The organism is Nocardiopsis sp. NPDC058789 (assembly GCF_042745575.1).
Lineage (GTDB): Bacteria > Actinomycetota > Actinomycetes > Streptosporangiales > Streptosporangiaceae > Nocardiopsis > Nocardiopsis eucommiae.
The window spans coordinates 365,710-392,622 of the sequence record NZ_JBHYOW010000002.1 but is presented as its reverse complement, the minus strand read 5'-3'; the positions used below and the strand labels follow the sequence as shown (position 1 = coordinate 392,622).

Sequence of the window (26,913 nt, the reverse complement as noted above, 5' to 3'; positions counted from 1 at the left end):
CGTCCACCCGGGCCCCTCCGTGTGTTCCGGTCCGGATCAGCGGCGGGTCCGGCGCAGGCACGAGACGACGTCCCACACGCTGAGGGCGATCACCGCGACGGCGAGCGGGAGGGGCGCCACCGACCAGTCGGTGGCCACACCGAAGACCGCGCCGAACCGCTCGGGGAGGTCGGGGACGATCAGCTGTTCCCGGAGCAGCAGCCACACGGTGACGATCGCCCAGGTGGCGCTGGCCAGCACGTGGCCGACCGCGAGGGCCGGTGTCCAGCGGCCGCTCCTCCACACCGCGAGGGCCAGGACGATCTCGACCACCAGCGGGCCCACCAGGAGCACCACCCAGGGCAGGGCGAGGTCCGGGTCGAGGACCTGCACCTGCCGTGCGGGGTCCGCGACGCCGAGGAACTGCCAGGTCAGCAGGGCGATCACCAGTGCCGTGAAGGCCACGTGGAACAGGGTCTCCGCCACCCCGACCCTGGCGCCGGGAGACTCCTCCGGCAGCTGACCGGTGTCCCAGGCGGTCACGGGCCGGTCCCGCGCCTCGGCCGGGCGCGTCCTCTCGATGACCGCGTAGACGAGGGTCACCCAGAAGCAGACGTGCACCGTGACGGCGATCGCGGCCACGAGCGGTCCCAGGACGACGTCGCCGGGGTCGCCGGAGGCGGACACGAACCGTTCCGCGAGTGCCAGGGCGAGCGTGAGCGGCAGCAGGACCGCCAGGAGGCCCCGGAGGAGGCGGACGTACTCCGGGTACACGCCCGGGCCAACGAGGTACCGGGGCCGGTCCCCGTACTCGCGGGCGAGCAGGTCCGGGTCGCCCAGTTCGGTGAGCGCCTCCCGTTCGGCCTGTTCCGGGTCCGCCCCGGCGTCGATCCTGGCCTCGACCGAGTCCTGGATGGAGCCGCGCAGTTCCCGGGCCACGTCCGGCCCGGTGTCGGGCCCCAGGTGGCGGGTGACGGACCAGACGTAGCGGTCCGTGAGGGTGGATGCGGTACCGCGTTCACTCATGGTGTTCCCCTTGTCCGAGGGCGCGGATCGCGTCGTCCAGCACCCGCCACTCCCGTGTCATCCGCTCCAGCACCGCGAGGCCGTCCGCGCTGACCCGGTAGAACTTGCGCGGCCGGGCCTCCTCGGTGTTCCACTCGCTGGTCAGCAGCCCCTGTTTCTCCAACCGCCGCAACAGCGGGTAGAGGGTGTTGCCGTCCACCGGGAACCCGCTCTTCTCCAGGGTCTCCAGCAGGGCGTAGCCGTAGTGGGGCCGCTCCAACGTGGAGAGGCAGGCCAGTACGACCGTGCCCCTCCGCAGTTCCTGGAGGTGTCCGGCCAGGAGCTCGTCGTCCTTCATGCGTCACACGATAGTGTGCCTCACACACTATCGTCAATCACACAGGCGAAGAGGACCCGGACGACGGGTGCACGGGATCACGACGCCGCCCCCGCCTCCGATCCCACGAGGGCGCGCATGCCCTCGACGAGTCCGGTGCCGTCGGGCACCCCGTCCGGATCGACCAGGAACAGGGCCATCGTGCCCGGCACCATGGTGAGCAGCAGCGAGCCGAGTCCGCGCTCCTGCTCCGCCGTGACCTCCTCCTCGGGGACGTCGAGCACCAGCGCGACGAGCGCGCGCCGGGCCAGCGCGTGCCCCTGGACCAGCCGCGCCCGCAGCTCGGGCTGGCGCTCCAGGTGCACCAGCGCCTCGAAGTTGGCGGCCACCATGGTCCGCGCCTCGGGGTACGCGCGGGCGAGCTGGTTCATCGTCTCCTCGAAGCGGCCCAGCGGCGTGGTCCGCTCGGGCCGCAGAGTTCCCAGGACCCGCTCCGTCCACTCACCGACGGCCTCGATCATCGCGGCGGTGAGCAGGGCCTCCTTCGAGCCGTAGTGGTAGCCGATCGACGCCAGGTTGGCCCCGGAGGCGGCCACGACGTCCCGGGCGGTGGTGCGGGCGTACCCCTTTTCGTAGAGGCACCGCTTGGCCCCTTCGAGCAGCTGTTCCTTGTGTCCCATAGCTGGATCCTAGTCATTTTCCATACGAGCGTCTTGTACGAACGTCATATACATACGTATGATCACGCCATGGAGATCACGAGACTGGACCAGGGACGGGAGGGCGACGCCGCCTCCCTCCTCGCCCGCGCCATGGACCTCGACCCGGTGAGCGTCTGGCTCTTCCCCGACCCCGAGGGCCGGGCCCGCGCGCTCCCGCTGGTCACACGGTCCTTCGTCGACCGGGCCATGGCCACCGACCGGGTGCTGGTGGACTCCTCCGGCGACGCCGTGTCCGCCTGGATCCGCGAGGACGGGACCGGCCACGGCGCGCCCCGGGACGAGGACCCCCCGGAGGAGTTCGCCCCCTACGCGGAGCGGCTCGCCGCCATGGACGAGCTCGCGTCCTCACGGCACCCGGCCGGACCGCACCTGTACCTGCCGATGATCGGCGTCCTCGACCGGGCGCGCGGACGGGGCGTCGGGAGCGCCATGCTCCGCCAGCGCCTCCGCGACGCCGACCTGCCCGTCTACCTGGAGGCGAGCTCGACCCGGAGCCGGGACCTCTACCTCCGCCACGGCTTCACGCCCTTCGGTGACCCCGTCCACTTCCCCGACGGCCCGCCGATGTTCCCGATGCTGCACACGCCCCGATGACCCCCACGACCACTGGAGCGCCCATGAGGGCCTACACGCACGCCACCGTCATCGACGCCACCGGAGCCCCGCCGCGCCCCGACCACACGGTGCTGGTCCGGGACGGCGTGATCACGACCGTCGCCCCCGCCTCCGTCACCCCGGTCCCCGAGGGTGCCGAGGTCGTCGACCTCACCGGCCGGTACCTGATCCCCGGCCTCACCGACGCGCACACCCACAGCAACGGCGCCGACCGCGTCATCCCCGCCCTGTACGTCCTCAACGGCGTCACCGCCGTGCGGGAGATGTGGGGCTCCGACGAGGTGCGGCGGCTCCGCGCCCGCGTGGAGGCGGGCGACCTGCTCGGCCCGCGCTGGACCGTGGCCGGGAGCCTGATCGACGGCGCGCCCTCCCTCTGGGACGACGCCCCCAACCCCGAGCCGCCGACCGTCGTCGCCCACGCCCGGGAGGCGCGGCGGGCGGTCCACGAGTCCCGCGACGCGGGGGCCGACTTCGTCAAGGTCTACTCCCGGCTCGACGCCGAGTGCTACCACGCGATCCTCGACGAGGCCCGACGCGTCGGCATCCCCGTGGCCGGGCACCGCTCCGACCACGTGCCCTTCGTGGAGCAGATCGAGTCGGGGCAGCGCTCCTTCGAGCACGTCCACGGCCTCTGGCCCGCGCTCTCGCGGAACCCGGAGGCGATGGAGGCGGCGATGGACCGGATCCGCATCGAGCCCGACACCTACTACTCCAGCTGGTTCCACCAGGTCACCGAGGTCGAGTGGGAGGCCGCCAACACCCTGGGCCCGGCCGAGTCGGCCTCCGTGTTCGCCCGGATGGCCGCCAACGAGGTCGCCTACTGCCCCACCCTCGTCATGCACCGGGCCCTCGACCTGCCCGAGCGGGTGCGGCTGACCGACCCCCGCCTGCGGTACATGCCGCCGGACACCACCGCCCTGTGGGAGTACGTGCTGGAGGCGATGTACCTGAAGGGGCGCGGGGCGGAGGAGTCGGCGCGGCGCCGCGTGCTGTTCGAGCTGCGCCGGGCCGCCGTCGCCGCGATGGACGACGCCGGGGTCCGTCTGCTCGCCGGGACCGACCCGCAGACCCCGGGCGTCCTGCCGGGGTTCGGACTGCACGAGGAACTGGAGCTGATGGTGGGGGCCGGGCTCTCCCCCCTGCGCGCGCTCCAGACCGCCACCGTCGAACCGGCGCGGTTCCTCGGACGCGAGTCGTGGTCGGGCACAGTGGAACCGGGCCGGGTCGCCGACCTGCTGGTCCTGGACGCCGACCCGCTGGCGGACATCCGCAACACCACCCGGATCCACGCCGTGGTGATCCGGGGCCGCCACATCGGCCCCGAGGAGCGCGCGACCCTGCTGGCCGGGGTCGAGACGGCCGCCGCCGAGGGATGACCCGCGAGGTCGGGGCCCCCGGGCACCGGCCCCGACCTCCTCCGCCACCGAGGCCGCCGCCCCGGTCCGGGACCGACGCCGGAAAAGGAGTGTGCGTGCCGTGAAGGGTGTGACAGGTTGGGCGCATGCCTGACTACCGCCGCGACCTTCTGCGCGACCAGTACGACCTGACCTGGGCGCTCTTCGAGTACCACCTGGAGCGCATGGAGCCCGAGGACTACCTCTGGGAGCCCGCCGAGCTCTGCTGGACACTGCGCCGAGGGCCCGGCGGCATGTGGACCCCGGACTGGGCCGACAGCGAGCCGGACCCGGTGCCGGTGCCCACCATCGCCTGGCTGACCTGGCACATCGGCTGGTGGTGGACGGTCACCCTCGACCACACCCTGGGCCGCACCCCGCAGGACCGCGCCGAGATCCGGTGGCCCGGCGAGGAGGGTGCCGCCGACTGGCTGCGCGGCATGGGGCTGGACTGGATCGACGCCCTGTCCGAGATGGACCTGGACCGGCCCGCCTCGTTCCCGTGGCAGGGGGCGGAGGGGAAGACCAACGCGCACACGGCCGCGTGGGTCAACTCCGAGCTGATGAAGAACGTCTCCGAGGTCGGGCAGCTGCGCCTGCTCCGCGCCGCCGCCCGCCGCTAGGCGACTTCCGGAGCCTTCTCCCTGCCCTCGGGGACGTCCTCGGAGGCGTCCAGCCGGGTGCGGCGCAGCAGCCACAGCACGGCGATCCCGGTCGGGGCGAGCAGGGCCACCCCGAGGCCGTACCCGGTCTGCACCGCCGTGGTGAAGGCCCCGAAGGCCGCGTCCAGGAGCTGCCGCGCCTGGTCCGCCGGGAGGCCCTCAGCCACGCCCACGGCGCCGCCGACGCTCTCCCCTGCCGCCTCCAGCCCGGGTCCGGGAATCCCGTCGAGACCGGCGCCGTCGAGACCACGCCGGTAGACGACCGCCGCCATGCTGCCCAGGAGGGCCATGCTGAGCGCTCCGCCGAGGCCGCCCGCCACGTCGGACATCGCCGCCGCCGACCCGGCCCTGCTGACCGGGGCGCTCACCACGATGAGGTTCACGCCGAGGGTGAAGAGCGGCCCGAGCGCCAGGGCCATGACGGTGGCGGCGGAGATCAGCGCGGCGGCGCCGACCTGGCCCACCATCAGCGCGAGCGCCCCGCCCGCGACGGAGGCCACGAGCAGACCGCCTCCCATGGCGGCGGAGGGCCGCATCCACCGGGTGAGCAGGGGCGCGCCCAGGCCGCCGACGATGGAGGCCAGCGCGGGCACGACCATCAGCGCACCGGTCTCGGCGGGTGAGAGGCCGAGTGCGGTCTGGAGGTACTGGACCAGCAGCATGTCCGCCGCGCCGTAGCCCAGGAGCATCAGCAGCAGGGCGCCGAGGGAGACCGTGAACGCGGGGGTCGCGAACAGGCGCATGTCCATGAGGGGTTCGGGCAGGCGCAGCTGTCTGCGGACGAACAGCGCGCCGAGCACCAGCCCGGCGACGACCGGGAGAAGGTAGGGCCACACCGCGCCGTCGGATCCGGAGGCGCTCCGGTCCGCGATCTCCTGGAGCCCGAAGACCACGGCGATGATCGCGCCCATGGACAGGGCCACGCTGGGCAGGTCCACGCTCCCCTCCACCCGCTCCCGGCCCGCGGGCAGCAGGGGCGTGGCCAGCAGCAGGAGCGCGGCGACCGGGACGTTGATCAGGAAGACGGCGCCCCAGGAGAAGTGTTCGAGGAGCACTCCGCCCAGCGGCGGCCCCAGGGCCATCCCGCCGGAGAAGGAGCTCATGACCACCGCGACGGCCACGGAGAACTGGCGGGCGTCGGTGAAGACGACCCTGAGCAGCCCGAAGATGCTCGGTGACATCGTCGCCGCCGCCGTCCCCATGAGGGCGCGCATCGCGATGAGGACCTCGGGGGTGGGAGCGAAGGCCGCGACGAGGGACGCCAGCCCGTAGACGGCCACTCCGCCCATGAGCAGGCGTCGGCGCCCGACCCTGCGGCCCAGCCAGCCCATGGTGAGCGCCAGGCTGACCCCGACGAACTCCCCCGCGTGCAGGACCCACAGCATCTGGGTGCTGCCCGGGGACAGGTCGGCGGCGATCGCGGGCAGCGCCATGAACAGCACGGACATGTCGGTGGCGGCCATCAGCAGGGGGAGCGTCATCACGGCGAGCGCCGTCCAGTCCCGCCAGGTCGCGCGTCGGGGGGCTTGGGTGTTCACGTGTCCTCCAGGTTCGGTCCCATGCGGCCGACCCTAGAACCTCAACCAATGTTCAGTTCAACCCCGCACCCTCCGCCCCCACGGTTGAGGCTCCGCGCGACCGGGTAGTCCCACCTGTGTCCGAGCAGGTCAGGCTAGTCGCGAACCCCGAGGGGTCACGGCGGTCTCGGGGGGCGAACCATGGGTGTCGAACGCGGTCTCGACGGACTCCGGAAGGTCCTGGACGGACTCGGGTTCCCCCTGACCCGGGACGAGGCGGTCGCGGCGGCCCTGGACGCGGGCGCCGACGAGGAGATCGTGAGCGCCCTGCGGGCCATGCCGAACGCCGAGTACAACGAGGCCAAGGAGATCCTGGCCGCCGTCCCGCTGCCCGAGCGCGAACCGGGGTCGCACACCGAGTCCGCGCGTTCCCGGGAACGCGGCCCGCACTAGCCCGACCTGAAAACGCAGGTCAAGGGCGCGCAAGACTGAGGTCAACCTCTCAAAAGGGACTCCCCAGTACATTTCAAATAGTGGTTAGGTTAGGCTCTCCTTCATCACTGGAACCTGGAGGAGAACCACCATGAAGTCCCCCGGCCGCCCCGTCACGGCGCTCTCACTCATCCTCGCGTCGTCCCTGGTCATCGCGGGTTGCTCCGCGGACGCCCAGGACACCGACGACTCCTCCGCCGCCGGGGGCGCCACGATCGAGGTCGAGGACAACAACGGCACCCAGACGGTGAACTCCCCCGCCGCGTCCGTGGTCGCCCTCGACAACCGGACCTTCGAGACCCTCTCCGACTGGGACGTCGAGCTCTCCGCCGCCGCCGTGTCGCTCATGCCCGACACCATCGGCTACACGCGGGACGACTCGATCATCGACATCGGCACGCACAACGAGCCCGACCTGGAGGCGATCGTCGCCGCCGAGCCGGACCTCGTCGTCAACGGCCAGCGCTTCACCCAGCACCAGGACGACATCGCCTCGCTGGTGCCGGACGCCACCATCCTGGACCTCGACCCGCGCGAGGGCGAGCCCTTCGACGCCGAGCTCAAGCGGCAGGTCACCGCCCTCGGTGAGGTCTTCGACAAGCAGGACGAGGCGGCCCAGCTCGTCGAGGACCTCGACGCCGCCGTCGAGCGCGTCCAGGCGGCCTACGACGAGGACCAGACCGTCATGGCCGTCACCACCTCCGGCGGCGAGATCGGCTACCTCGCGCCGAGCGTCGGCCGCACCCTCGGCCCGGCCTTCGACATCCTCGGTCTCACCCCCGCGCTGGAGGTCGACGGCGCCAGCGACGACCACCAGGGCGACGACATCTCCGTCGAGGCCATCGCCGACTCCGACCCCGACTGGATCCTCGTGATGGACCGCGACGCCGCCGTCGCCGCGGACGAGTCCGGGTACGAGACCGCCGAGAACATCCTGTCGAGCTCCGAGGCGCTCTCCGGCGTGTCCGCCGTCAAGGACGAGCAGATCGTCCACATGCCCGTGGACACCTACACCAACGAGGGCATCCAGACCTACACCGAGTTCTTCAACGCGTTCGCGGACGCCCTGGAGGCTCGGGCTTGATCCCGCTCGCCCCCGGGGCACGCGCCGACGTCACCACGCACGTCGGCGCGTGCCCCCGTGAACGGCACCGGCGCTCCGGGGGTGGCCGGACGTGACGACCGCGACCCCGCCCCCGTCGCGCACCCGGCACAAGGGACGGCTGTTCGACTGGAGGCTGCTGGTCGGCGTCGCCGTCGTGGGAGCCCTCCTCGCGCTGTCGCTGGCCACCGGCGTGTACGACATCCGCGGCGCCGACGACGGCGGCGAGATGTTCGCGATCACCCGGATCCCGCGCACCGTCGCCCTCGTGCTCGCGGGCGCGGCCATGGCCATGTCCGGTCTGGTCATGCAGCTGCTGACCCAGAACCGCTTCGTCGAGCCGACCACCACCGGGACCACCGAGTGGGCGGGCCTCGGTCTGCTCACGGTGATGATCCTGCTGCCGGGCGCGAGCATCGGCACCCGCATGGCCGGGGCGATCCTCGCGGCGTTCGTCGGCACGATGGTGTTCTTCCTCTTCCTGCGCCGCGTCACCCTGCGCTCCTCCCTGATCGTCCCCATCGTGGGCATCATGCTCGGCGCCGTCGTCAGTTCGGTGTCCACCTTCGTCGCCCTCCGCACCGACATGCTCCAGAACCTCGGCGTGTGGTTCGCGGGCAGTTTCACGTCGGTCCTGCGCGGACAGTACGAGCCACTGTGGATCGTGGCCGTGGTGGCCGTCGCGGTGTTCGTCGTCGCGGACCGCTTCACCGTCGCCGGGCTGGGCGAGGAGATCTCCACCAACGTCGGCCTGAACCACAACCGGGTCGTCCTGCTCGGCACCACCCTCATCGCGGTGGCGACCGGCGTGGTGACCGTGGTGGTGGGCAACCTGCCCTTCCTCGGGCTCATCGTCCCCAACATCGTCTCGATGTTCCGCGGCGACGACCTGCGCGGGAACCTGCCGTGGGTGTGCCTGCTCGGAATCGGCATCGTCACGGTGTGCGACCTGGTCGGCCGGACCATCGTCATGCCCTTCGAGGTGCCCGTGTCCCTCATCCTCGGTGTCGTCGGCGCCGTGGTGTTCATCCTTCTCCTGTTGAGGCAGCGCCGCCGTGGCTGAGTCGACCGTTCCCCGGGTACGGACCTCCCGGACCCTGCCCACCCCGCGCGCCCGCCTCCGCTACCGGATCGTCGTCTCGGCCCTCGTGGTCCTCGCGGTCGGCTTCACCTTCGGCCTGCTGGCCTGGGACAACCCGATGCCGGTGGGATCGGACGGGTTCTGGCGCATCGCGGAGCTGCGGGCCACCAACGTGGTGGTCATGGCCGTGGTGGCGATCTGCCAGGCCATCGCCACGGTGAGCTTCCAGACCGTGACCAACAACCGCATCATCACCCCGTCGATCATGGGGTTCGAGGCGCTCTACGTCGCGGTCCAGACCTCGGCGGTGTACTTCCTGGGCGTCGCGGGCGTCCTCGCCGTCAAGGGCCTCCCGCAGTTCGTGCTCCAGATCGCGCTGATGGTCGGCTTCGCGATGCTGCTGTACGGCTGGCTGCTGTCCGGCCGCTACGGCAACCTCCAGGTGATGCTGCTCATCGGCATCGTGGTCGGCGGCGGACTCGCCTCGGTCTCCACGTTCATGCAGCGCCTGCTCACCCCCAGCGAGTTCGACGTGCTGGCCGCCCGGCTGTTCGGCAACGTCTCCAACGCCGACGCCGCGTACCTGCCGGTGGCGATCCCGCTGTGCCTGGTGGCCGCGACCCTGCTGGTCCTGGGTTCTCGGCGGCTGAACATCGTGGCGCTGGGCCGGGACGCCTGCACCGGGCTCGGCCTGAACCACCGGCGCGAGACCATGCGGGTGCTCTTCCTGGTGTCGGTGCTCATGGCGGTCTCCACCGCGCTCGTGGGCCCGATGACCTTCCTCGGCTTCCTCGTCGCGACCCTGGCCTACCAGTTCGCCGACACGTACGACCACCGGTACGTGTTCCCGGTCGCCGCGCTGACCTGCTTCGTGGTCCTCAGCGGCGCCTACTTCGTCATGCGGAACGTCTTCTACGCCAACGGGGTGGTCTCGATCATCATCGAGTTCGTCGGCGGCCTGGTGTTCCTGTTCGTCATCCTCAGAAAGGGCCGGCTGTGATCACCCTCGAAGGCGTGCGCAAGGAGTACGGGGGCGAGGTGACGATCGGCCCCGTGGACCTGGAGATCCCCCGGGGCGGCGTGACCGCCCTGGTGGGGCCGAACGGCGCCGGGAAGTCCACCCTGCTCACCATGGTGGGGCGGCTGCTCGGCCTCGACGCGGGCACCATCGAGGTCGCCGGGTACGACGTGACGAGGACGCCCTCCAAGGACCTGGCCAAGATCGTCTCCGTGCTGCGCCAGGAGAACCACTTCATCACCCGGCTGACGGTGCGCCAGCTCGTCGCGTTCGGCCGCTTCCCCCACTCCAAGGGGCGGCTGACCGTGGCCGACGAGGAGGTGGTCAGCCGCGCGATCGACTTCCTGGACCTCACCGAGCTGGAGGACCGCTACCTCGACCAGCTCTCGGGCGGCCAGCGCCAGCGCGCGTACGTGGCGATGGTGCTGTGCCAGGAAACCGAGTACGTGCTGCTCGACGAGCCGCTGAACAACCTCGACATGCGCCACTCGGTGCAGATGATGAAGCACCTGCGCCGGGCGGCGGCCGAGCTCGACCGCACGATCGTGATCGTGCTGCACGACATCAACTTCGCCGGGCACTACGCGGACCACATCTGCGCCGTCAAGGACGGCGCGGTCGTGGAGTTCGGCACCCCGGCGGAGATCATGACCGACGACGTCCTCACCCGGGTCTTCGACACCCCGGTGACCGTCGTCGACGGCCCCAACGGACCGCTCGCCGTCTACTACTGATCCCGGGATACTGGGGTGGTGAGCACCCCTCCGGCCGAAGTGACCGTCACCCCCGACCTCGTCCGCCAGCTCCTGCGGGAGCAGCACCCCGACCTCGCGGAACTCCCGATCGCGCCCGTCTCCCACGGCTGGGACAACACCCTCCTCACCCTGGGGGAGCACCTGTGCGTGCGCATGCCGCGGAGGGAGGCCGCGGCCGCGCTGGTCGTGAACGAGCAGCGGTGGCTGCCCGGGATCGCCCAACGGGTGGGCGTCCCCGTCCCGGTGCCCGTGCGGGTGGGCCGCCCCGGGCACGGCTACCCCTGGCACTGGTCGGTCGTCCCGTGGTTCGAGGGCCGCACCGCCGCCGAGGTCCCGGTGGAGGAGCGCTCCGAACTGGTCGAACCCCTCGCGCTGTTCCTCTCCCGGCTGCACGTGCCCGCCCCGGACGACGCGCCCCGCAACCCGGTCCGGGGGGTGCCCCTGCGCGACCGCGACACTCGGGTTCGCGAACGCCTGGCCGCCAGCCCCGACCCCCGCGCCCCGGACCTGCTCGCCCTGTGGGAGGAGCTGCTCCCGACCCCCGGGTGGTCCGGTCCGGCGCTCTGGCTGCACGGCGATCCGCACCCCGCCAACCTCCTGGTCGGATCGGCCGCGCACACGCGTGAACGGGGCCGCCTCGACCTCGTCGCGGTCCTGGACTTCGGCGACCTCACCTCCGGTGACCCCGCCTCCGACCTCGCCGCCGCCTGGCTGGCCTTCGGCCCCGAGGACCGCGCCCGGCTGCGCGCCGCCCTGGACCGCCGCCGGGGGATCGACCCCCACACCTGGGACCGGGCGCGCGCGTGGGCGCTCCTGTACGCCACCCTGCTGTGCGCCAGCGCCCCGGAGCACCCGCTCCTGGGCGCCATCGGGGACCACACCGTCCTCCAGCTGCTGCACACGTAGACGGGCCGGGCCCCGGTCCGAGCGGGGTGCTGGTCGGTGCGGCTCCGACGGAGGCGCACAATGGTCCGAAACCCACCCGGACCCGACAGGTGATGATCGTGAGCAGACCAGGACCGACCGTGAAGTCCCTGATGGAGGCGTTGGAGGGCCCGGTCCACGGGCTGGTCTCGGCGCCCCGGGGGCTGGACGCCCTGGTGCGCTCCGTCGTGGTGGCCCACCCCGACGATCCGGTGCCCCCGGGTTCCCTGGTCGTCGCTCCCGCCGGTGGCACCGAGGCCCTCGCCCTCGCCCGCCGGGCCGTGCGGGGCGGGGCGAGCGCCGTCGCCGTGCCCGGGTCGCCCGACGACGGGCTGCGCGACCTCGACCTCGCCGTGCTCTCCGTCGACCCCGCCCTGGACGCCGCCGAGTTCGCCGCCCTCGCCCGTACCGCGCTGGACTCCTTCGACCCCGAGGACCGGCACCGGGACCTGTTCTCCCTCGCCCAGACCGTCGCGACGCTGACCGGCGGGATCGTGAGCATCGAGGACGGCGCGAACCGGGTGCTGGCCTACTCCGCCTCCCACGAGGGCGCCGACGAGCTGCGTCAGCAGACCATCCTCGGCCGCGACTGCCCCGCGTCCTTCGTCGCGCACCTGCGCGCGTGGGGCGTGGACGAGCGCATTCGCGCCGGTGAGGTCGTCGAGGTCGCGGAACGCCCCGACCTCGGCGCCTCCCGCAGGAGGGTGGTGGGCATCCGGGCCGGGGAACGGCCGCTCGGCAGCATCTGGGTCCAGCAGGTCGACCGTCCCCTCTCCCCCACCAGCGACCAGGTGCTCCGGGGCGCGGCACGCCTGGCCGCCGTCCACGTCTCCCGCGCGAACAGCGGGGCCCGCGCCACCGGCCACGACACCGTGGAACTGTCCGTGGGGCTGCTGACCGGCGCCTTCGACACCGACGCGCTCGCCCGGCACCTGGGCGTCGACCCGGCCACGCCCGTGTCGGTGATCGCCCTGGCCCTGCGGGAGGAGGAGGTGGACCAGCCGTGGCGGCTGCACCAGGCCGCCGAGGTGGTCTCGGTCTACGCGGCCGCCTACCGCAGGAACGCGCTGGTCATCCCGGCCTGCGGCCTGCTCTACGTCCTGCTGCCCACGCCCTCGGGGCAGGCGCCGCTCACGTGGGTGCGGGAGCTGGTGGCGATGCTGCGTCAGCACCTCGGCACCCCGGTGCAGGGTTCCGTGGCGGGGGTGGCGCCCCGGATGCGCGGGGTGCCCGCGCTGAAGAAGCACGCGAGCCGCGTCCTGGAGGTCATCGCCGACGACCCGGACCGGCTGGTCGCCGACTACGAGGAGACGCGCTCCTCGGTGGTGCTCCGGGAGGTGGTCGAGTACCTCGCGGAGCGCCCCCACCTGCGCGACGAACGGCTGGACTCCCTCGACGACGACCAGCGCAGGTCGCTGTCGGCCTACCTGGACGCCTTCGGTGACGTGACCAGCGCGGCGACCGGTCTGCACGTCCACCCCAACACCCTCCGCCACCGCATCCGACGGATCTGCGCGCTCACCGGGCTCAACCTGGACGACGCCGACCAGCGGCTCCTGGCGTCGGTCAGCCTGCGGGTGTGAGCGGGCGGCGGGTCGCGGTCCGGCCGCTCCCGGGTCTCCCCGAGATCACGGCCGACCTGCGGCGATCCCCGTGCGGGCCCGGGTTGTCGCGGCCGACACCGCTCCGCCCGGCTTGTCGTCGGTTCGGACAACGGTGACCGGCGCCACCCGCTCCTAGGCTCCAGGCCGTACTCACGGGCCCCGCCGTCCGCCCGTGGAAACCGTCCCCGTCTGGAGCCCCGTCCATGAGTCCCGAGAGCACGAGCGCGTCCGACGCGCAGGCCCGCCCGCCCAGGGCCAAGGTCCTGGTGGCCAGCCTGACCGGAAGCACGATCGAGTGGTTCGACTTCTTCCTCTACGGCACGGCCGCCGCACTGGTCTTCAACAAGCTCTTCTTCCCCTCGGACGACCCGCTCGTCTCGTTGATGCTGTCGTACCTGACCTTCTCGCTGACGTTCTTCATCCGACCGCTCGGCGGCGTCCTGTTCTCGCACATCGGTGACCGGATCGGCCGGAAGAAGACGCTGATCATCACGCTGTCGCTCATGGGCGGCGCGACGATGCTCATCGGGCTGCTGCCCACCTACGACAGCATCGGGATCCTCGCGCCGGTCCTCCTGGTGTTCCTGCGGATCGTGCAGGGCCTGGGCATCGGCGGGGAGTGGGGCGGCGCGCTGCTGCTCGCCTACGAGTACGCGCCGAAGAACCGGCGCGGCTTCTTCGGTTCCGTTCCCCAGATGGGCATCACCTCCGGGATGCTGCTGGCCAGTCTGGCGCTGACCCTCATGTCGCTCATGCCCGACGACCAGTTCGAGACGTGGGGCTGGCGGGTCCCGTTCGTGGCCAGCGTCCTGCTGGTGCTGCTGGGTCTGTGGATCCGCTCCGGGATCGACGAGACCCCCACCTTCCGCCAGGCCAAGGAGGAGGGGAACGTCGCCAAACTGCCCGTCGCGGAGACCTTCCGCCACCACTGGCGCGCGGTGCTCGTCGCGGTGGGCGCGAAGATCGTGGAGACCGCGCCGTTCTACGTCTTCGGCACCTTCGTGGTCAGCTACGCGACCGGGACCCTGAGCTTCGACAACACGACCGCCCTCAACGCGGTGACCATCGGCGCGGTCGTGGCGACCGTGTGCATCCCGCTCGCCGGGCGGCTCTCCGACACCTTCGGCCGCCAACGCGTCTACCTGGTCGGCGCCGCCGCCCTGGGACTGTTCACCGCCCCGTACTTCCTGATGCTGGGGACCGGCAGCAATCTCATGCTGATCCTGGCCACCGTGATCGGCCTGGGTGTCCTGTGGGCGCCCGTGACCGCCACCATCGGCACCCTGAGCTCGGAGATCTTCTCCACGCGCGTGCGCTACACGGGGGTGACCCTCGGCTACCAGATCGGTGCGGCGCTCGCGGGCGGCACCGCGCCGCTGATCGCGACCTGGCTGCTGTCCCGGTTCGACGACTCGTGGGTGCCGATCGCCGTGTACCTCAGCCTCACTGCCGTCGTCTCGATCGTCGCGGTGTCCTTCGCCCACCGGATCTCCGACGTGGAGGACCGCCAGCCGACCCGCGGGGCGGACTCCGGAGTCTGACCGTCCGGGGAGGGCGGCCGTACCCGGCGCCGCCCTCCCGCCGGAATGTCGTACCCGGGAGCGAGCATGGGGTCCCGACTTCCCCCACAGAGGAGATCCCATGTCCTTCCAGGCCTACCTGGACACCATCGAGGACCGGACCGGGCTGGTGCCCCGCGCCCTCGTCGACCTCGCGAGGGAGAAGGGTTACGACGACCCCTCGGTGAAGGCGGGCACCATCATCGCGTGGCTGGCCGAGGACTACGGCCTGGGCCGGGGCCACGCGATGGCCCTGGTGCACGTGATCAGGAAGGGCCCGACCATCGACGCCAGGCACGTGGGCACCTCCGGCAGCCACCGGGACGCCTCGGCCGTGCTCTGGCTCGACGGGAAGGCGACCAACCCGCACCGGGGCTGAGGAGGTCAGGGCGTGACGATCGCGAAGTCGGGGTCGGGCCGCTCCAGCACCTCCATGACCCGCCGGACCGCGTCGAGGTCCCCGTCATGGTCGATCCCGTCCGTGTCCCCGTACGCGAGCAGGCCCAGGAGTTGGGCCTTGGTCAGGCGCAGGGTCAGGTCCGTGGTCCCGTCACCCTCCCCCGCGGTGGGCCAGTGGACGAAGACACCGTTGGACACCTCGGTCCGGTAGGTCTCCCCCAGGTCGGTGATGTTCCAGTCGATGACCACCGACAACGCGGCGGCCCGGAGGCCGTCCACCCGGATGGAGACGGTGTCGAAGAGCTGGGTGACGGTGAGCATGGCGGCCATGCCGGAAGCGGCGAGCCCCGTGTGCGCCACGCCCCCGCGCAGTTCGCTCGCCCCGGTCAGGTAGCAGTTGCGCCAGGTGGCGTTCTCGGCACCCTCCCCGAGCCGCTGGAACACGGAGGCGAGGAGCTCCCGCGCCCCGGCGTGCGCGGGATCCGCGAACACCGCGTGCCGCAACAGCTGGGCGGCGAAGCGCGGGTCACCGTCGTCCGCGTACGCGCGCGCCCTGGCCACCACGGTGTCCGTCCCGCCGATGGTGTCCACGTACCGCCGGGCGCTCTCCACCGGCGGGTGCTCCCAGAGGGAGGCGGGGTTGCCGTCGTACCAGCCCAGGTAGCGCTGGTAGATCGCCTTCACGTTGTGGGAGAGCGAACCGTAGTAGCCACGGGTGCTCCAGGCCCGCTCCAGCCCCTCCGGCAGACGCAGCTCCTCCGCGATCTCGGGACCGGTGAGTCCCCGGTTGAGCAGGCGCAGGGTCTGGTCGTGCATGTACGCGTACAGGTCGCGCTGCTCGGACAGGTACCCCACGATCCGTTCGCGGCCCCAGGTCGGCCAGTGGTGGGAGGCGAACAGCACGTCCGCGCGGTCGGCGTACAGCTGGACGGCCTCGTTGAGGTAGCGGGACCACACCCGGGCGTCACGCACCACCGCGCCGCGCAGGGTGAGGACGTTGTGCATGGTGTGGGTGGCGTTCTCCGCCATGCACAGGGCCCGGTGAGCGGGCAGCAGGAAGTTCATCTCCGAGGGCGCCTCGGTCCCGGGCGTCAGTTGGAAGACGAAGCGAACCCCGTCCACCGTCTCCTCCTGGCCGGTGCGGGTGACGTCCACGGTGGGCGGCACCAGGCTGGGCGTCCCCGTGGACACCGCCGCCCCCAGCCCCATGCCGACGGCCCCGTCGGGCCCGACCCCCAGGTTGGCCCCCGAGTAGTACATGCCGCGCCGCAGCATGGCCGGGCCCGCGTACACGTTCTCCACCACGGAGTGCTCCAGGAAGCCCTCCGGCGCCAGGATGGGCACGTCGTCCCGCGCCGGGTCGATCACCCCGAGCGCGCCGCCGAAGTGGTCGATGTGCGAGTGCGTGTAGAGCAGCCCCGTCACGGGCCGCTCGCCCCGGTGTTCCCGGTAGAGGGCCAGGGCGGCCGCGGCGGTCTCCGCCGAGACGAGCGGGTCGACGACGACCACGCCGCGCTCGCCCTCGATCAGCGTCATGTTCGACAGGTCCAGGCCCCGGACCTGGTAGATCCCCGCGGCGACCTCGTACAGGCCCTGACGGGCGCACAGCCGGGCCTGGCGCCACAGGCTCGGGTGGACGGAGTCGGGGCGTTCGCCCTCCAGGAACCCGAAGGCGTCGCCGTCCCACACCACCCGGCCCCGGTCGTCGCGGACCACTCCGGGGACGAGCGCGCCGACGAACCCCCGGTCGGCGTCCCCGAAGTCCGTCCCGTCCTCGTACCCGGGCTCTGTCATGGCCGTCCCTCCGTCGGAGCACACCCGTGCGGTCGGGCCGACTGGCCCGACCTCCATGGTGGGAAGCGGACGCCCAACGGACCCTCGGTGCCGCGCCAACTCCGCGTCATGTTCCGGTACCGAACGCGGACGGACCCCTCAGCCCGTGCCGTCGGCCCTCCCGTCGACCACGACGACCGTCCCCGTGGCGCCGTCGACCCGCAGCAGGTCCCCGGTACGGATCACGGTGGTGGCGTCGCGCACGCAGATCACCGCCGGTATCCCGTACTCACGGGCGACCGTGGGACCGTGCGCGATCGGTGAACCGGTCTCGGAGACCAGCCCGGCGGCGGTCATGAACAGCGGGGTCCAGCCCGGGTCGGTGGTGGGGGCCACGAGGATCTCACCGGGTTCGATCCGGGCGCCGGCCGGGTCGAGGACCACGCGGGCCCGCCCCTCGGCCCGCCCCGGCGCGGCCGCGATCCCCGGCAGTCCGCCCCACGCGGCGGGCGGAGCCGGGAGGGTGGCCTCCACGTCCGTGCCGTCGGTCAGGAGCGTCCCCGGAACGGTGCGCCTGCGCAGCTCCCGTCGGTGGACGCGGCGGCGCTCGGCCACCAGGTCCCGCTGGTCGGTGCCCTCCACGGCCGCGCGGACCTCGTCCACACGCAGGAAGAAGACGTCGTCGGCCCCGGTCAGCCGTCCCTCGTCCGCCAGGTCCGCCCCGACCAGGAGCAGTTGGCGGCGCATCTCCGCGAACGGCACCAGCCAGGCGAACTTGGCGTACTCCCGCATGCCCGCGAGTTCACGGGAGCGGCGCATGAGGAAGACGGCGATCGCCCCGCGCACCGGGCGGCTCCGCACGGCCCGGGGTCCGAGCTCCGCGAGCGTGGCCTCGGCGGCGGCCCGGGCCCGCTCGAACCTGCGGTCCGGTGCCTGTTCGGGGTCTTCCAGCCGGAGGTAGTTGGCGACCGTCCCGAACACGGGGGCGGGGTCCTCGCGCCAGCGGGGGACACCGATGTCCACCTCGGCGGCGGTCCGGTGACCGTAGGAGTCCAGGAAGGCGTCCAGCCCGATGTCGGGGAGCTCCCCGCGCAGGTACCGGGCGGAGAGCTCCTCCGGAGGCGTGCGGGTGAACAGGTCCCCGTGGGTCCGGGCGCGCTCGGCGACCCGCCACAGGGCCAGGTCCATCTCGGTGGTGACGTTGTGCGGCAGACCGCCCAGGACCGTGTCGGTCTCCTCCTTGGTGGCGACGCCGCCGAGCAGGGCCGCCGGGACGGTGCCGGTCACGATCCCGGCGAAGACCGGGCCGATCACCGCCGTCAGGTCCCGGCCGAGCATCGCGTCGAAGGCCGGTCCGTGGACCCAGTCCAGCCGTCGTGCCGCGCTGGCCCCGGCGCCGGGACCGCGCACGGTACGCAGGCGGGCCACGGCCCGGTGGGCGCTGGCCCGGGCCGCTCGGGGCCGGGCCAGCGCGTACCCGACGCCGAGCGCGGCGGAGGGCAGGACGCCGCCGACGATCCTGAGCACCGCGGACGCGGAGAACGGCAGTCCGGGGCGGGCGGCGAACCGCGGGTCGTCGAGCGCGTGCTCCACCGCCGCGCGCACCCGGGGCCCGTAGACGTCCATGCTCCGGGCCACCCTCCCCCGGAGCACGGCGCTCCGCAGGAAGGGGGACAGGTCCGTGTACAGCCGACCGCCGACACCGATCATGAGGGGGTCGGGGTCGGTGGCGTCTTCCGCCCCCGACCACCAGCGGGTCCACACCTGCTGGAGCAGGGACAGCCCGAGCGGGGTGAAGGGGCGCAGCATGCCCTGCATGTGCCCGGTCTCCATGTAGAAGCGGGGCAGGTCGGGCAGGTCCTGCGGGGGGAGGGGGAAGAGCGTGGTGACGGGGCGGGACTGGAGCAGCCACAGGGTGCCGTCGCGGTCGTGGGCCCACTCGACGTCCTGCGGGGAGCCGAAGAGCGTCCGGAGGCGCCGCCCGGCCGCGGCCAGCGCGACGACCTGGGCCCGGTTGAGACAGCCCCCGACCTCTTCCGGGTCGTGCCCGTCGTCAACCGTGTAGTGGTCGGGTTCGACCGAGCCGTCCACGACCGCCGTGCCCGGTCCGCGCACCGCGTCCACCACGGTGCGGGTCCGCGTTCCGGTGAGCGGGTCGGCCGTGAACATGACCCCGGCGGTGGCGGAGTCCACCATGCGCTGCACCACCACCGCCATGCCCACGTCGGCCCGGGCGATCCCGTTGGCCCGGCGGTAGGCGACGGCACGTGCGTTGTCGAGGGAGTCCCAGCAGCGACGGACCGCGTCGACGACGGCGTCCGCGCCCTCGACGTCGAGGTAGGTGTCCTGCTGTCCGGCGAAGCTGGCGTCGGGCAGGTCCTCGGCGGTCGCGCTGGAGCGCACCGCGACCCTGCCTCCGCCCATCGCCTCATAGGCCCGGACGACCCGCTCGGCGGGCACGGTGCCGGACGCGTACGCGGCGGTGGTCACGCAGAATCCGGCGGGGACCCGCTCCCCGGCCGCGGCCATCTCACCGAGGTTGGCTGCCTTGCCTCCCACCAGCGGCACCATGTCCCGGCGGATCCGGTCCAGCCCGACCACGTCGTTCGAACCCATGCGTTGGGTCTTCCCCGAACCGGACCGGTTCCACCCTGGACGGGCGGAACAGCTGGTCAGGCGGCTCGGCGGACCAGCGCGCGGACCTGCTCGGGGAACTCGTAGGGGGCCAGGTGCCCGGCCCCCTCCAGCACGTGCAGGTCGGTGTCCAGGAACCGTCGGGCCGGGCCGTGCAGGCGGGCCGGGGAGAAGAAGGCGTCGTCCGAGCCGGTTGCCACGATGACGTTCCGCTTCTGCCAGGCGAGCAGGGACTCGGTGGGGAGCGGCCCCGGGGCCAGGCTGGTCCGGCAGCACCTGCCGACCATCGTCATCCACGCCGCGAACGGGTGGACGGGGTGGCGGAAGTCGGGACCGCTCATGAAGTTGAGCAGCCTCGTGCTCTTGTCGTCGCGCGGGCCGATCATCCAGGGCAGGGTCACCCGCATCAGCTCGGGCGGGGTCGCGGCGCCGGTCAGTCCCGCCGGGTTCACCAGCACCATCCCCCTGACCAGGTCACGGGGCTTGGAGGCCAGGGCCACCGCCGCGCCCAGGGAGTGACCGAGCACCACCGCCGGGCGGTCCACCAGCTCGGGCAGCACCTCGTCGAACCATCCGCCGTACGCCTCGGCACGGTGTCCCCGGGGGCGCACACCACAGCTGAGCCCGGGCTGTCCCGGCAGGTCCACGAGGTAGACGTCCCGTTCCTCCGTCATGTCGGAGGCGGGCGAGGCGCTGAGCGCGCTGTTGAAGTTGGTGCCGCTGAGCACCACCACGGGGGTCCCCGGGCCACCGGGCATCCGGAAGGCGCGCGTGGGGCCGATCGACGTGGTGATCTCCGGCAGGAAGACGAGGTCGGGGTACTCGTCGAGCCGCTCTCCGCACCATCCTCGGATGGTGCGCTCCGCGAGTTCGGAACGGTAGACACGAGCTCCGTGAGGAGTGGTCTCCGGCATGGGCGCACCTGGTTTCGGGTAGGGGTGAACGCTTCGCCGACCAGTCTTCCCGGCACACCTGACCGGTCACTCTACGCGCGTTCCCCCGCTCCGGCCAACCGTGGGCGGGTTCTCGCGACCGCATCAGCGAACCTGGGCATACTACCTGTTCAGGGGCTATATTGATCGGAGCGCTCTGGGCTCGTTGGTACCACCTGTCCCCGGTGAAACATGGCCGAAACTGGACATACGCGTCACCATCAACGAACATGGGCGCGGCGCCACACGCGCCAATGGTGTGCCGGGAAGACTGGTCGGCGTCCCTACGACCCATGTCCGGAGCACGCCGCGATGACCACGACCAGCACCAGCCCCTCGCGCGCGCTGCGCAGAAGCCGGTTCGGTGAGCGCCACAAGCTCCCGGTCGGGAACCCCCGCCCCCACGGCACCAACGGCTACACCACCTCGTGGGGCACCAACGCGCACGGCGAACTCAGTTCCTGCCCCCCGGGACCCGGCTGACCGCGTCCCTCCGACGCGTCCCGCATCCGCTCCCCATCCGTGTCGCCGCGCGCACCGCACCGGCCGCCCCCGGGCCCGCCATGCCTCCGTCGCGCGGCACAACGCCGTGAAAGGACAGTGGCTGGTGCTGCTGCTTCTGATGATCGTGCTCGCACTGACCGTGGCGAGCACACCCTTACTGGACAGACTGCTGGGACGTAACGCGGGCTGGCCCGTCGCCGCCGTGTTCCTCGGCCTCGCCGTGCTGGTGGCCGCGCAGGCCCCGCAGGTGCTGGGCGCCGGGGTCCCGCTGGAGTTCTCCCGACCCTGGATGCCCCAGATCGGCGTCTCCCTCCATCTGCGCATGGACGGACTCGGCTGGCTGTTCACCATGCTGGTGACCGGCATCGGCGCGCTGATCATGGCGTACTCGACCCGGTACTTCCCGCCCGGCCGCCGCCTCGGCTTCTACTTCCTGATGTCCCTCTTCGCCCTGGCGATGACGGGTCTGGTCCTGGCCGACGACGTGGTGCTGCTCTTCGTGTTCTGGGAGCTCACCACCATCGCGTCCTTCTACCTGATCGGCCTGTCCGGGGTCTCGGCCAGCCGACCGGCGATCCGGACGTTCCTGCTCACCGCCATGGGCGGCCTCGCGCTGCTCGCGGCCGTGGTGCTGCTCATCGTGCGCACCGGCACCACCCAGCTGAGCGCGATCCTGGCGGACACGTCCTGGACCCAGGACACCGGGTTCGCGTCGCTGGTGGCCGTCCTGGTCGCCGTCGCCGTGTTCACGAAGTCGGCGCAGTTCCCGTTCCACTACTGGCTGCCGGACGCCATGGCGGCGAGCACCCCCGTCAGCGCCTACCTGCACGCGGCGGCGATGGTGAAGGCCGGGATCTACCTGGCCATGCGCTTCACGCCCGCGTTCGGTGACCTGATGGTGTGGAACACCCTGCTGATCACGCTTGGTCTGACCACCGCGGTGATCGGCGCGGTCTTCGCCCTCCAGCAGCACGACCTCAAGAGGCTCGCCGCCTTCTCCACCGTCAGCCAGCTCGGCTTCCTGGTGGCGGTGATCGGTGTGGGCACCCCCGCCGCCCTGGTCGCGGCCGCGGTCCACACCGTGGCGCACGCCCTGTTCAAGTCGGCGCTGTTCATGGTGGTCGGCCTGGTCGACCACCAGACCGGCACCCGTGACCTGCGCCAGCTGGGCGGTCTGCGTCGGCGGATGCCGGTCACCGCGACCGTCGCCGCGCTGTCCGCGCTCTCCATGGCGGGCATCCCGCCGCTGCTCGGTTTCATCAGCAAGGAGAACCTCTTCGAGTCGCTGCTGCACGCGCCCGGCCCGGCGTGGTTCGGCCCGGTGGCCGGCGCCGTCGCCGTCGCGGCGGCCGCGTTCACCTTCGCGTACTCGTTCCGGTTCGTGTACGGGGCGTTCGGGGGCGAGCCGAGGGGCGACGCCCGGGAGCGCACCGCGACCGAGGCGCGCTCCAGTTTCTGGTTCCCGGCGATCCTCGCCTCCCTCGGCGGGGTACTGCTCGGTCTGACCGTCCCGGCCCTGGATCCGCTGGTCAACGAGGTGGCCCTGAACGCCACCCACCAGGCGGCCGACGCGCACCTGCTGCTGTGGCACGGGTTCAACGCGGCGCTCGGCATGTCCGCGCTGGCGATCGGCCTGGGCGCCCTGCTGTCCTGGCGGAGCCGTTCCGGTGAGGCCCTCGCCGGGCGCGACCTCGTCCCGGTGACCGGGGTGCGGGTCTTCGAGGCCCTGTACGACGGGATCATCCGGGCGGGCAGGCGCACCGGCGACCTCACGCGCACCGACTCCCCCGCCTTCCACCTGGGTGTGCCGATGGTGCTGATCATCGCGCTGGCCCTGGTCACCGTGGTGTTCCGGCTGGACCTGCCCTCTCCGGCCGGGGAGACCTCGCTGGGCCTGGACTGGCTCCTCGTGGGGCTGATGGTCGTCGCCGTCGGCGCCGCCGTGGTCACCCGCTCCCGGATGGCGGGACTGGCCCTGGTCGGCGTGGCCGGGTTCACCGTCGCCCTGTGGCTGTTCTTCCTGGGCGCCTTCGACGTGGCCCTCACCCAGCTGCTGGTGGAGATCCTGACCGTGGTCGTCGCGGTGCTGGTGCTGCGCCGCCTGCCGCGCCGCTTCCACGCCGTCCGGCGCCGCCGCACCGTCCTGACCGCCGCTATCGCGATCGGTGCCGGTCTGGCCGCCGGTCTGGGCGCCTACGCCCTCACGGGTCGGCGCGAGCTGTCGCCCGTGGCGGAGTACCTCCTGGCCCACGCCCCGGAGGACACCGGCGGCACCAACGTGGTCAACACGATCCTGGTCGACTACCGAGCGCTGGACACCCTCGGGGAGCTCACCGTCCTCGGTGTGGCGGGGCTGATCATCATCGCGGTGATCCGGTCCAGCGACCTGCTCCCGGTGCACTCCTCGCGCCAGGTGGTCGTGGGCCCGGCCAACGCCGCGCACGACCCCACCGACAACACGGTGCTGATGCGCACGGTCGGCCGCTTCCTGATGCCGCTGCTGGTCATCTGGTCGCTGTACCTGCTGTTCCGTGGCCACAACGAGCCCGGCGGCGGGTTCATCGCGGGTCTGGTGGGCGGGGCGGGCTTCGCGCTGACCTACCTCTCGGCCGCCAGTGACCGGGCCGCGCGCATCCGCCTGGCCTACCCGGCGATCATCGGCACCGGTGTGCTGGTGGCCGCGTTCTCCGGGTTCCTCGGCTACCTGGAGGGCTCGTTCCTCAAGCCGCTCCACGCGGAGATCCCGCTGGCCTGGGGTGACTACTTCCACTTCACGACCGCGTTCGTCTTCGACGTCGGCGTCTACCTGGCGGTCGTGGGCGTCCTGCTCACCGCGCTCAACGAGCTGGGGCTCGAACGCGGCGGGCCGGGCTCCGACGGCGCGGTCCCGCCCGGGACCGACACGACGGTGCCGCCGGACACCGACGCACACGACCCGGCCGACTCCACCACGGGAGGCAAGCGATGACCCTCGCCATCACCATCGGCGTCATGGTCGCCGGAGGCGTCTACCTGATGCTCCAGCGCGGCATGGTGCGTATCGTCCTGGGCCTCATCCTGGTCGGCCACGCCGTGAACCTGCTGATCATGTCGGCGGGGGGCGTGTTCCGCCGGGACCTGCCGCTGCTCCAGTTCGGCACCGCGCCCACGGCGGCGGACCCGCTGCCGCAGGCGTTCGTGCTCACCGCGATCGTGATCGCCTTCTCCATCGCGATCTACATGCTCACCCTCGCCGCCTCGGGCAGCGACGACGACACCGAGGACGCCTCATGAACGCGGCGCTGCTGCCTCTCTTCGTCGCGGTCCCGCTGGTCGGCGCCGGACTGCTGATCGTCCTGAGCCGGCCCCTGTGGCTGCGCCGGATCCTGCTGCTCCTGCCCACCTCGCTGTCACTGCTCGGCGCCTCCGGGCTGGTCTGGCTCACCCGGGACGGCGCGGTGTTCGCCCACAACGTGGGCCTGTGGCAGGACGGGGTCGCCATCCCGTTCGTCGTCGACGTCCTCAGCGCGCTCATGCTGTGGACCACCTCGCTCCTGGCGCTGGTGTGCTCGGTGTTCGCGATCGCCACCGAGGACGACCGCCGGTCGTTCTTCTCCCCGCTGGTCCTGGTGCTGACGGCCGGTGTGTCCGGTGCGCTCCTCACCGGCGACATCTTCAACATGTTCGTGTTCATCGAGGTCATGCTGCTGCCGTCGTACGGCCTGCTGGCGATGCTCGGTGCCATGGGCAGGCTGCGGGCCGGGCGTATCTACGTCACGGTCAACCTGCTCACGTCCACGATCTTCCTCGCGGGCGTGGCGCTGGTCTACGCCACCGCCGGAACCGTGCACATGGGCGAGCTGGCGGGGGCCGCGAAGGACGACCCGATGGTCGCGGTCGGCATGGGCGTGGTCATCCTCGCGCTGTCGATCAAGGCCGCCGTCGTCCCGGTGCACGGGTGGCTGGCCCGGACCTACCCGGCCGCCTCCCCGGCGATCACCGCCCTGTTCTCCGGCCTCCACACCAAGGTGGCGATCTACGCGATCTACCGCCTGTACGCGCTGGTCTTCGACGGGGACGCGAGGTTCCTGTGGATCGGTGTCGTGGTCTTCACCCTCACCATGCTCATCGGCGTGATGGGCGCGGTCGGCGAGGGCACCACCCGCTCGATCCTGGTGTTCCACATGATCAGCCAGATCGGGTACATCCTGCTCGGGGTCGCCCTGTTCACCGAGATCGGGCTCATGGCGGGCATCTTCTACCTGATCCACCACATGATCGTGAAGGCGTCGCTCTTCCTCTCGACGGGCGCGATCGAGCACACCTACGGGACCGGCGCGCTGGACCGCCTCGGCGGTATCGCCAGGCGGGAGCCGCTGCTGGCCCTGGTGTTCATGGGCGCGGCCCTCTCCCTGGCCGGTCTGCCGCCGTTCTCCGGGTTCGTCGCCAAGCTCACCCTGGTCGTCGCGGCCGTGGACGACGGTCAGTGGACCGCCATGGCGGTGATGATCGCGGTCAGCCTGATCACCCTCATGTCGATGCTGAAGATCTGGGGCGGCGTGTTCTGGGGCCCGGCCCCGGACGAGGACGGGTCCCCCGTCGTCGCCGGTTCCGACGGCGCGGTCGCCACCGCGACCCGCGCCACCCCGAGGATCCGGACGGCGCTGATCGTGCCGGGCCTGGTCCTGACAGCCACGACCCTGGGCATCGGTCTGGGCGCGCAGGTCCTGCTCGACCTGAGCGCGCAGGCCGCGAACGGGCTCTTGGACACTTCCGGATACGTCGAGGCGGTGCTGGGACGATGATCCACCCGATGTGGGCACCACGTGTGCTCTGGTTCCCCTTCTACGCGGGCGCCGAGATCGTGAAGACCTCCCTCCAGGTGATGTGGGACATCGTCACCCCGGGCAGCTCGGCGACCCCGGCGTTCGTGGAGGTCCCGGTCCGCTGCCGGACCGACTTCGAGTTCACCCTGCTGGCCAACCTGATCTCCCTGACGCCGGGGACGGTCACGGTGGCCGTGCGCCGCGATCCCGCGACGCTGTGGGTGCACGGGCTGTACGTGACGGACCGCGCGTCCTTCCAGCAGGAGATCCACGCGATGGAGGACCGCGTCCTGGCGGCCACCCGCCCGGCGGGCCCGCCGGAGAGCGTCCCGGCCGAGGGAGAACGGAACTGATGCAGCTCATCGACATCGGCCTGGCCGCGATCGTGCTGGCCATGGCCATCGCCGCCTACCGCATCCTGACCGGCCCCTCTGCCGCCGACCGGGGCGCCGCCTCGGACATCGTCTTCTTCGGCTTCGTGGGGCTGGTCGCCATGCTCGGCTTCCGGCTGGACACCGAGCTGGTCGTGGACATCGTCCTGGTGTGCGCGCTGACCGGCTTCCTGGCCGCCCTGTCCCTGGCCCGTCTGATCACCGGAGGTAAGCGATGAACGCGCTGGACGTCGCCGGGGTGGTCTGCATGATCGTCGGCGGCCTGGTGTTCCTGGTCGGGGCGGTCGGTCTCCTCCGTCTCCAGGACTTCTACGCCCGGCTCAGCGGTGTGGGGGTCGCGGGCGGACTCGGGACGGCACTGGTGCTGCTCGGTCTGCTCCTGCACTACCCGTCCGTGGAGAACGCGGTCAAGATCGGCCTGGCCCTGCTGATCCAGCTGGCCACGGCGGCGGTCGGCGGCAACGCCATCGCCAGGGCCGGCTACCTGACCGGGGTGAAGCCCACCGAGAACACGAGGTTCGACGACCTGGCCGCCACGGAGAAGGACGCGTAGGCACCGGCCGGGGCCCCGCGGTCCGCGTGCGCGCCCCGCGGGGCCCTCCTTCGTACGGGTGCGCAGTGCCACAGGACGCGGTACCCGTGAGCTCGGGGGCCGTGTGCTAGGTTCGTGAGGTTGCAATCGTGGTGCCCGTGTTCTCGGGTGATCAC

Annotated in this window: 26 protein-coding genes; 19 read left to right on the top strand and 7 right to left on the bottom strand. The window is 72.0% G+C overall.

Features of this window, described 5'->3' with window-relative positions:
* Positions 1-36 precede the first annotated feature (36 nt).
* From ACFW3L_RS03890 to ACFW3L_RS03880, 3 genes are all read right to left on the bottom strand, one after another.
* Positions 37-1,005, bottom strand: coding sequence for a permease prefix domain 1-containing protein (locus tag ACFW3L_RS03890; RefSeq protein ID WP_378736034.1), 969 nt, complete (start codon positions 1,003-1,005; stop codon positions 37-39).
* On the bottom strand, positions 998-1,342 hold the full coding sequence (locus ACFW3L_RS03885; RefSeq protein ID WP_352388307.1) for a PadR family transcriptional regulator: 345 nt from the start codon (positions 1,340-1,342) through the stop codon (positions 998-1,000). The genes ACFW3L_RS03890 and ACFW3L_RS03885 overlap by 8 nt, the downstream gene beginning before the upstream one ends.
* Positions 1,343-1,419: 77 nt before the next feature.
* Positions 1,420-2,001 carry a TetR/AcrR family transcriptional regulator gene (locus ACFW3L_RS03880; RefSeq protein ID WP_378736031.1) on the bottom strand — a complete coding sequence of 194 codons (582 nt, stop codon included), beginning with the start codon at positions 1,999-2,001 and terminating at the stop codon, positions 1,420-1,422.
* A 69-nt stretch (positions 2,002-2,070) separates the two neighbouring features.
* Between ACFW3L_RS03880 and ACFW3L_RS03875 the strand changes: the two genes are divergently transcribed.
* From ACFW3L_RS03875 to ACFW3L_RS03865, 3 genes are all read left to right on the top strand, one after another.
* Entirely contained in the window at positions 2,071-2,637 is a 567-nt protein-coding gene (locus ACFW3L_RS03875) for a GNAT family N-acetyltransferase (RefSeq protein WP_378736029.1), read from the top strand.
* Positions 2,638-2,660: 23 nt separating this feature from the next.
* Positions 2,661-4,034, top strand: coding sequence for an amidohydrolase family protein (locus ACFW3L_RS03870; protein WP_378736027.1), 1,374 nt, complete (start codon positions 2,661-2,663; stop codon positions 4,032-4,034).
* Positions 4,035-4,159: 125 nt separating this feature from the next.
* Positions 4,160-4,675 (top strand): DinB family protein, encoded by a 516-nt coding sequence (locus tag ACFW3L_RS03865; RefSeq protein ID WP_378736025.1) that lies wholly within the window; start codon positions 4,160-4,162, stop codon positions 4,673-4,675.
* On the opposite strand, the gene ACFW3L_RS03860 is transcribed toward ACFW3L_RS03865, so the two are convergent.
* Positions 4,672-6,252 (bottom strand): MFS transporter, encoded by a 1,581-nt coding sequence (locus tag ACFW3L_RS03860; protein WP_378736023.1) that lies wholly within the window; start codon positions 6,250-6,252, stop codon positions 4,672-4,674. The genes ACFW3L_RS03865 and ACFW3L_RS03860 overlap by 4 nt on opposite strands.
* A gap of 180 nt (positions 6,253-6,432) precedes the next feature.
* Between ACFW3L_RS03860 and ACFW3L_RS03855 the strand changes: the two genes are divergently transcribed.
* From ACFW3L_RS03855 to ACFW3L_RS03815, 9 genes are all read left to right on the top strand, one after another.
* Complete coding sequence (locus tag ACFW3L_RS03855; RefSeq protein WP_378736021.1) at positions 6,433-6,684, top strand: DUF2795 domain-containing protein; 252 nt, start codon at positions 6,433-6,435, stop codon at positions 6,682-6,684.
* A gap of 130 nt (positions 6,685-6,814) precedes the next feature.
* Positions 6,815-7,807 (top strand): siderophore ABC transporter substrate-binding protein, encoded by a 993-nt coding sequence (locus ACFW3L_RS03850; RefSeq protein WP_378736019.1) that lies wholly within the window; start codon positions 6,815-6,817, stop codon positions 7,805-7,807.
* Between the two features lie 91 nt (positions 7,808-7,898).
* Positions 7,899-8,888, top strand: coding sequence for an ABC transporter permease (locus tag ACFW3L_RS03845; RefSeq protein ID WP_378736017.1), 990 nt, complete (start codon positions 7,899-7,901; stop codon positions 8,886-8,888).
* Entirely contained in the window at positions 8,881-9,906 is a 1,026-nt protein-coding gene (locus ACFW3L_RS03840; protein WP_378736015.1) for an iron chelate uptake ABC transporter family permease subunit, read from the top strand. Before ACFW3L_RS03845 ends, ACFW3L_RS03840 begins: the two co-directional genes overlap by 8 nt.
* Positions 9,903-10,658, top strand: coding sequence for an ABC transporter ATP-binding protein (locus tag ACFW3L_RS03835; RefSeq protein WP_378736013.1), 756 nt, complete (start codon positions 9,903-9,905; stop codon positions 10,656-10,658). The genes ACFW3L_RS03840 and ACFW3L_RS03835 overlap by 4 nt, the downstream gene beginning before the upstream one ends.
* Positions 10,659-10,676: 18 nt before the next feature.
* Entirely contained in the window at positions 10,677-11,585 is a 909-nt protein-coding gene (locus ACFW3L_RS03830; protein WP_378736011.1) for an aminoglycoside phosphotransferase family protein, read from the top strand.
* 98 nt (positions 11,586-11,683) lie between these two features.
* Complete coding sequence (locus ACFW3L_RS03825) at positions 11,684-13,186, top strand: PucR family transcriptional regulator (protein WP_378736009.1); 1,503 nt, start codon at positions 11,684-11,686, stop codon at positions 13,184-13,186.
* A 224-nt stretch (positions 13,187-13,410) separates the two neighbouring features.
* Complete coding sequence (locus ACFW3L_RS03820; protein WP_378736007.1) at positions 13,411-14,748, top strand: MFS transporter; 1,338 nt, start codon at positions 13,411-13,413, stop codon at positions 14,746-14,748.
* A gap of 100 nt (positions 14,749-14,848) precedes the next feature.
* Positions 14,849-15,145: a DUF4287 domain-containing protein gene (locus ACFW3L_RS03815; RefSeq protein ID WP_378736005.1), complete on the top strand. Its 297-nt coding sequence runs from the start codon at positions 14,849-14,851 to the stop codon at positions 15,143-15,145.
* A gap of 5 nt (positions 15,146-15,150) precedes the next feature.
* Here ACFW3L_RS03815 and ACFW3L_RS03810 read toward each other — a convergent pair whose 3' ends face one another.
* From ACFW3L_RS03810 to ACFW3L_RS03800, 3 genes are all read right to left on the bottom strand, one after another.
* Complete coding sequence (locus tag ACFW3L_RS03810) at positions 15,151-16,959, bottom strand: alkyl/aryl-sulfatase (protein WP_378736003.1); 1,809 nt, start codon at positions 16,957-16,959, stop codon at positions 15,151-15,153.
* A gap of 138 nt (positions 16,960-17,097) precedes the next feature.
* Positions 17,098-19,554, bottom strand: a complete 2,457-nt coding sequence (locus ACFW3L_RS03805; protein ID WP_378736001.1) for a PEP/pyruvate-binding domain-containing protein — start codon at positions 19,552-19,554, stop codon at positions 17,098-17,100.
* 56 nt (positions 19,555-19,610) lie between these two features.
* Positions 19,611-20,486 (bottom strand): alpha/beta fold hydrolase, encoded by an 876-nt coding sequence (locus ACFW3L_RS03800; protein ID WP_378735999.1) that lies wholly within the window; start codon positions 20,484-20,486, stop codon positions 19,611-19,613.
* A gap of 330 nt (positions 20,487-20,816) precedes the next feature.
* Between ACFW3L_RS03800 and ACFW3L_RS03795 the strand changes: the two genes are divergently transcribed.
* The 7 genes from ACFW3L_RS03795 to mnhG all read left to right on the top strand — a co-directional run bounded on the left by ACFW3L_RS03795 (position 20,817) and on the right by mnhG (position 26,758).
* The gene (locus ACFW3L_RS03795) at positions 20,817-20,987 is read left to right on the top strand and encodes a hypothetical protein (protein WP_378735997.1); all 171 of its coding nucleotides are present in this window, start codon (positions 20,817-20,819) and stop codon (positions 20,985-20,987) included.
* 121 nt (positions 20,988-21,108) lie between these two features.
* Positions 21,109-23,976 carry a DUF4040 family protein gene (locus ACFW3L_RS03790; protein WP_378736192.1) on the top strand — a complete coding sequence of 956 codons (2,868 nt, stop codon included), beginning with the start codon at positions 21,109-21,111 and terminating at the stop codon, positions 23,974-23,976.
* Positions 23,973-24,281, top strand: coding sequence for a sodium:proton antiporter (locus tag ACFW3L_RS03785; protein WP_378735995.1), 309 nt, complete (start codon positions 23,973-23,975; stop codon positions 24,279-24,281). Before ACFW3L_RS03790 ends, ACFW3L_RS03785 begins: the two co-directional genes overlap by 4 nt.
* Entirely contained in the window at positions 24,278-25,792 is a 1,515-nt protein-coding gene (locus ACFW3L_RS03780; protein ID WP_378735993.1) for a monovalent cation/H+ antiporter subunit D family protein, read from the top strand. Before ACFW3L_RS03785 ends, ACFW3L_RS03780 begins: the two co-directional genes overlap by 4 nt.
* Positions 25,789-26,166, top strand: a complete 378-nt coding sequence (locus tag ACFW3L_RS03775; protein ID WP_378735991.1) for a Na+/H+ antiporter subunit E — start codon at positions 25,789-25,791, stop codon at positions 26,164-26,166. Before ACFW3L_RS03780 ends, ACFW3L_RS03775 begins: the two co-directional genes overlap by 4 nt.
* Positions 26,166-26,423: a monovalent cation/H+ antiporter complex subunit F gene (locus tag ACFW3L_RS03770; RefSeq protein WP_378735989.1), complete on the top strand. Its 258-nt coding sequence runs from the start codon at positions 26,166-26,168 to the stop codon at positions 26,421-26,423. The genes ACFW3L_RS03775 and ACFW3L_RS03770 overlap by 1 nt, the downstream gene beginning before the upstream one ends.
* Positions 26,420-26,758, top strand: coding sequence for a monovalent cation/H(+) antiporter subunit G (gene mnhG / locus ACFW3L_RS03765; protein ID WP_378735987.1), 339 nt, complete (start codon positions 26,420-26,422; stop codon positions 26,756-26,758). Before ACFW3L_RS03770 ends, mnhG begins: the two co-directional genes overlap by 4 nt.
* Positions 26,759-26,913: the final 155 nt, after the last annotated feature.

What these genes read in the sequence shown, in the direction of transcription:
- ACFW3L_RS03890 (WP_378736034.1), bottom strand. Translation starts at nt 1,005, where the DNA reads ATGAGTGAACGCGGTACCGCATCCACCCTCACGGACCGCTACGTCTGG.
- ACFW3L_RS03885 (WP_352388307.1), bottom strand. Translation starts at nt 1,342, where the DNA reads ATGAAGGACGACGAGCTCCTGGCCGGACACCTCCAGGAACTGCGGAGG.
- ACFW3L_RS03880 (WP_378736031.1), bottom strand. Translation starts at nt 2,001, where the DNA reads ATGGGACACAAGGAACAGCTGCTCGAAGGGGCCAAGCGGTGCCTCTAC.
- ACFW3L_RS03875 (WP_378736029.1), top strand. Translation starts at nt 2,071, where the DNA reads ATGGAGATCACGAGACTGGACCAGGGACGGGAGGGCGACGCCGCCTCC.
- ACFW3L_RS03870 (WP_378736027.1), top strand. Translation starts at nt 2,661, where the DNA reads ATGAGGGCCTACACGCACGCCACCGTCATCGACGCCACCGGAGCCCCG.
- ACFW3L_RS03865 (WP_378736025.1), top strand. Translation starts at nt 4,160, where the DNA reads ATGCCTGACTACCGCCGCGACCTTCTGCGCGACCAGTACGACCTGACC.
- ACFW3L_RS03855 (WP_378736021.1), top strand. Translation starts at nt 6,433, where the DNA reads ATGGGTGTCGAACGCGGTCTCGACGGACTCCGGAAGGTCCTGGACGGA.
- ACFW3L_RS03850 (WP_378736019.1), top strand. Translation starts at nt 6,815, where the DNA reads ATGAAGTCCCCCGGCCGCCCCGTCACGGCGCTCTCACTCATCCTCGCG.
- ACFW3L_RS03820 (WP_378736007.1), top strand. Translation starts at nt 13,411, where the DNA reads ATGAGTCCCGAGAGCACGAGCGCGTCCGACGCGCAGGCCCGCCCGCCC.
- ACFW3L_RS03815 (WP_378736005.1), top strand. Translation starts at nt 14,849, where the DNA reads ATGTCCTTCCAGGCCTACCTGGACACCATCGAGGACCGGACCGGGCTG.
- ACFW3L_RS03810 (WP_378736003.1), bottom strand. Translation starts at nt 16,959, where the DNA reads ATGACAGAGCCCGGGTACGAGGACGGGACGGACTTCGGGGACGCCGAC.
- ACFW3L_RS03805 (WP_378736001.1), bottom strand. Translation starts at nt 19,554, where the DNA reads ATGGGTTCGAACGACGTGGTCGGGCTGGACCGGATCCGCCGGGACATG.
- ACFW3L_RS03800 (WP_378735999.1), bottom strand. Translation starts at nt 20,486, where the DNA reads ATGCCGGAGACCACTCCTCACGGAGCTCGTGTCTACCGTTCCGAACTC.
- ACFW3L_RS03795 (WP_378735997.1), top strand. Translation starts at nt 20,817, where the DNA reads ATGACCACGACCAGCACCAGCCCCTCGCGCGCGCTGCGCAGAAGCCGG.
- ACFW3L_RS03785 (WP_378735995.1), top strand. Translation starts at nt 23,973, where the DNA reads ATGACCCTCGCCATCACCATCGGCGTCATGGTCGCCGGAGGCGTCTAC.
- ACFW3L_RS03780 (WP_378735993.1), top strand. Translation starts at nt 24,278, where the DNA reads ATGAACGCGGCGCTGCTGCCTCTCTTCGTCGCGGTCCCGCTGGTCGGC.
- ACFW3L_RS03775 (WP_378735991.1), top strand. Translation starts at nt 25,789, where the DNA reads ATGATCCACCCGATGTGGGCACCACGTGTGCTCTGGTTCCCCTTCTAC.
- ACFW3L_RS03770 (WP_378735989.1), top strand. Translation starts at nt 26,166, where the DNA reads ATGCAGCTCATCGACATCGGCCTGGCCGCGATCGTGCTGGCCATGGCC.
- mnhG (WP_378735987.1), top strand. Translation starts at nt 26,420, where the DNA reads ATGAACGCGCTGGACGTCGCCGGGGTGGTCTGCATGATCGTCGGCGGC.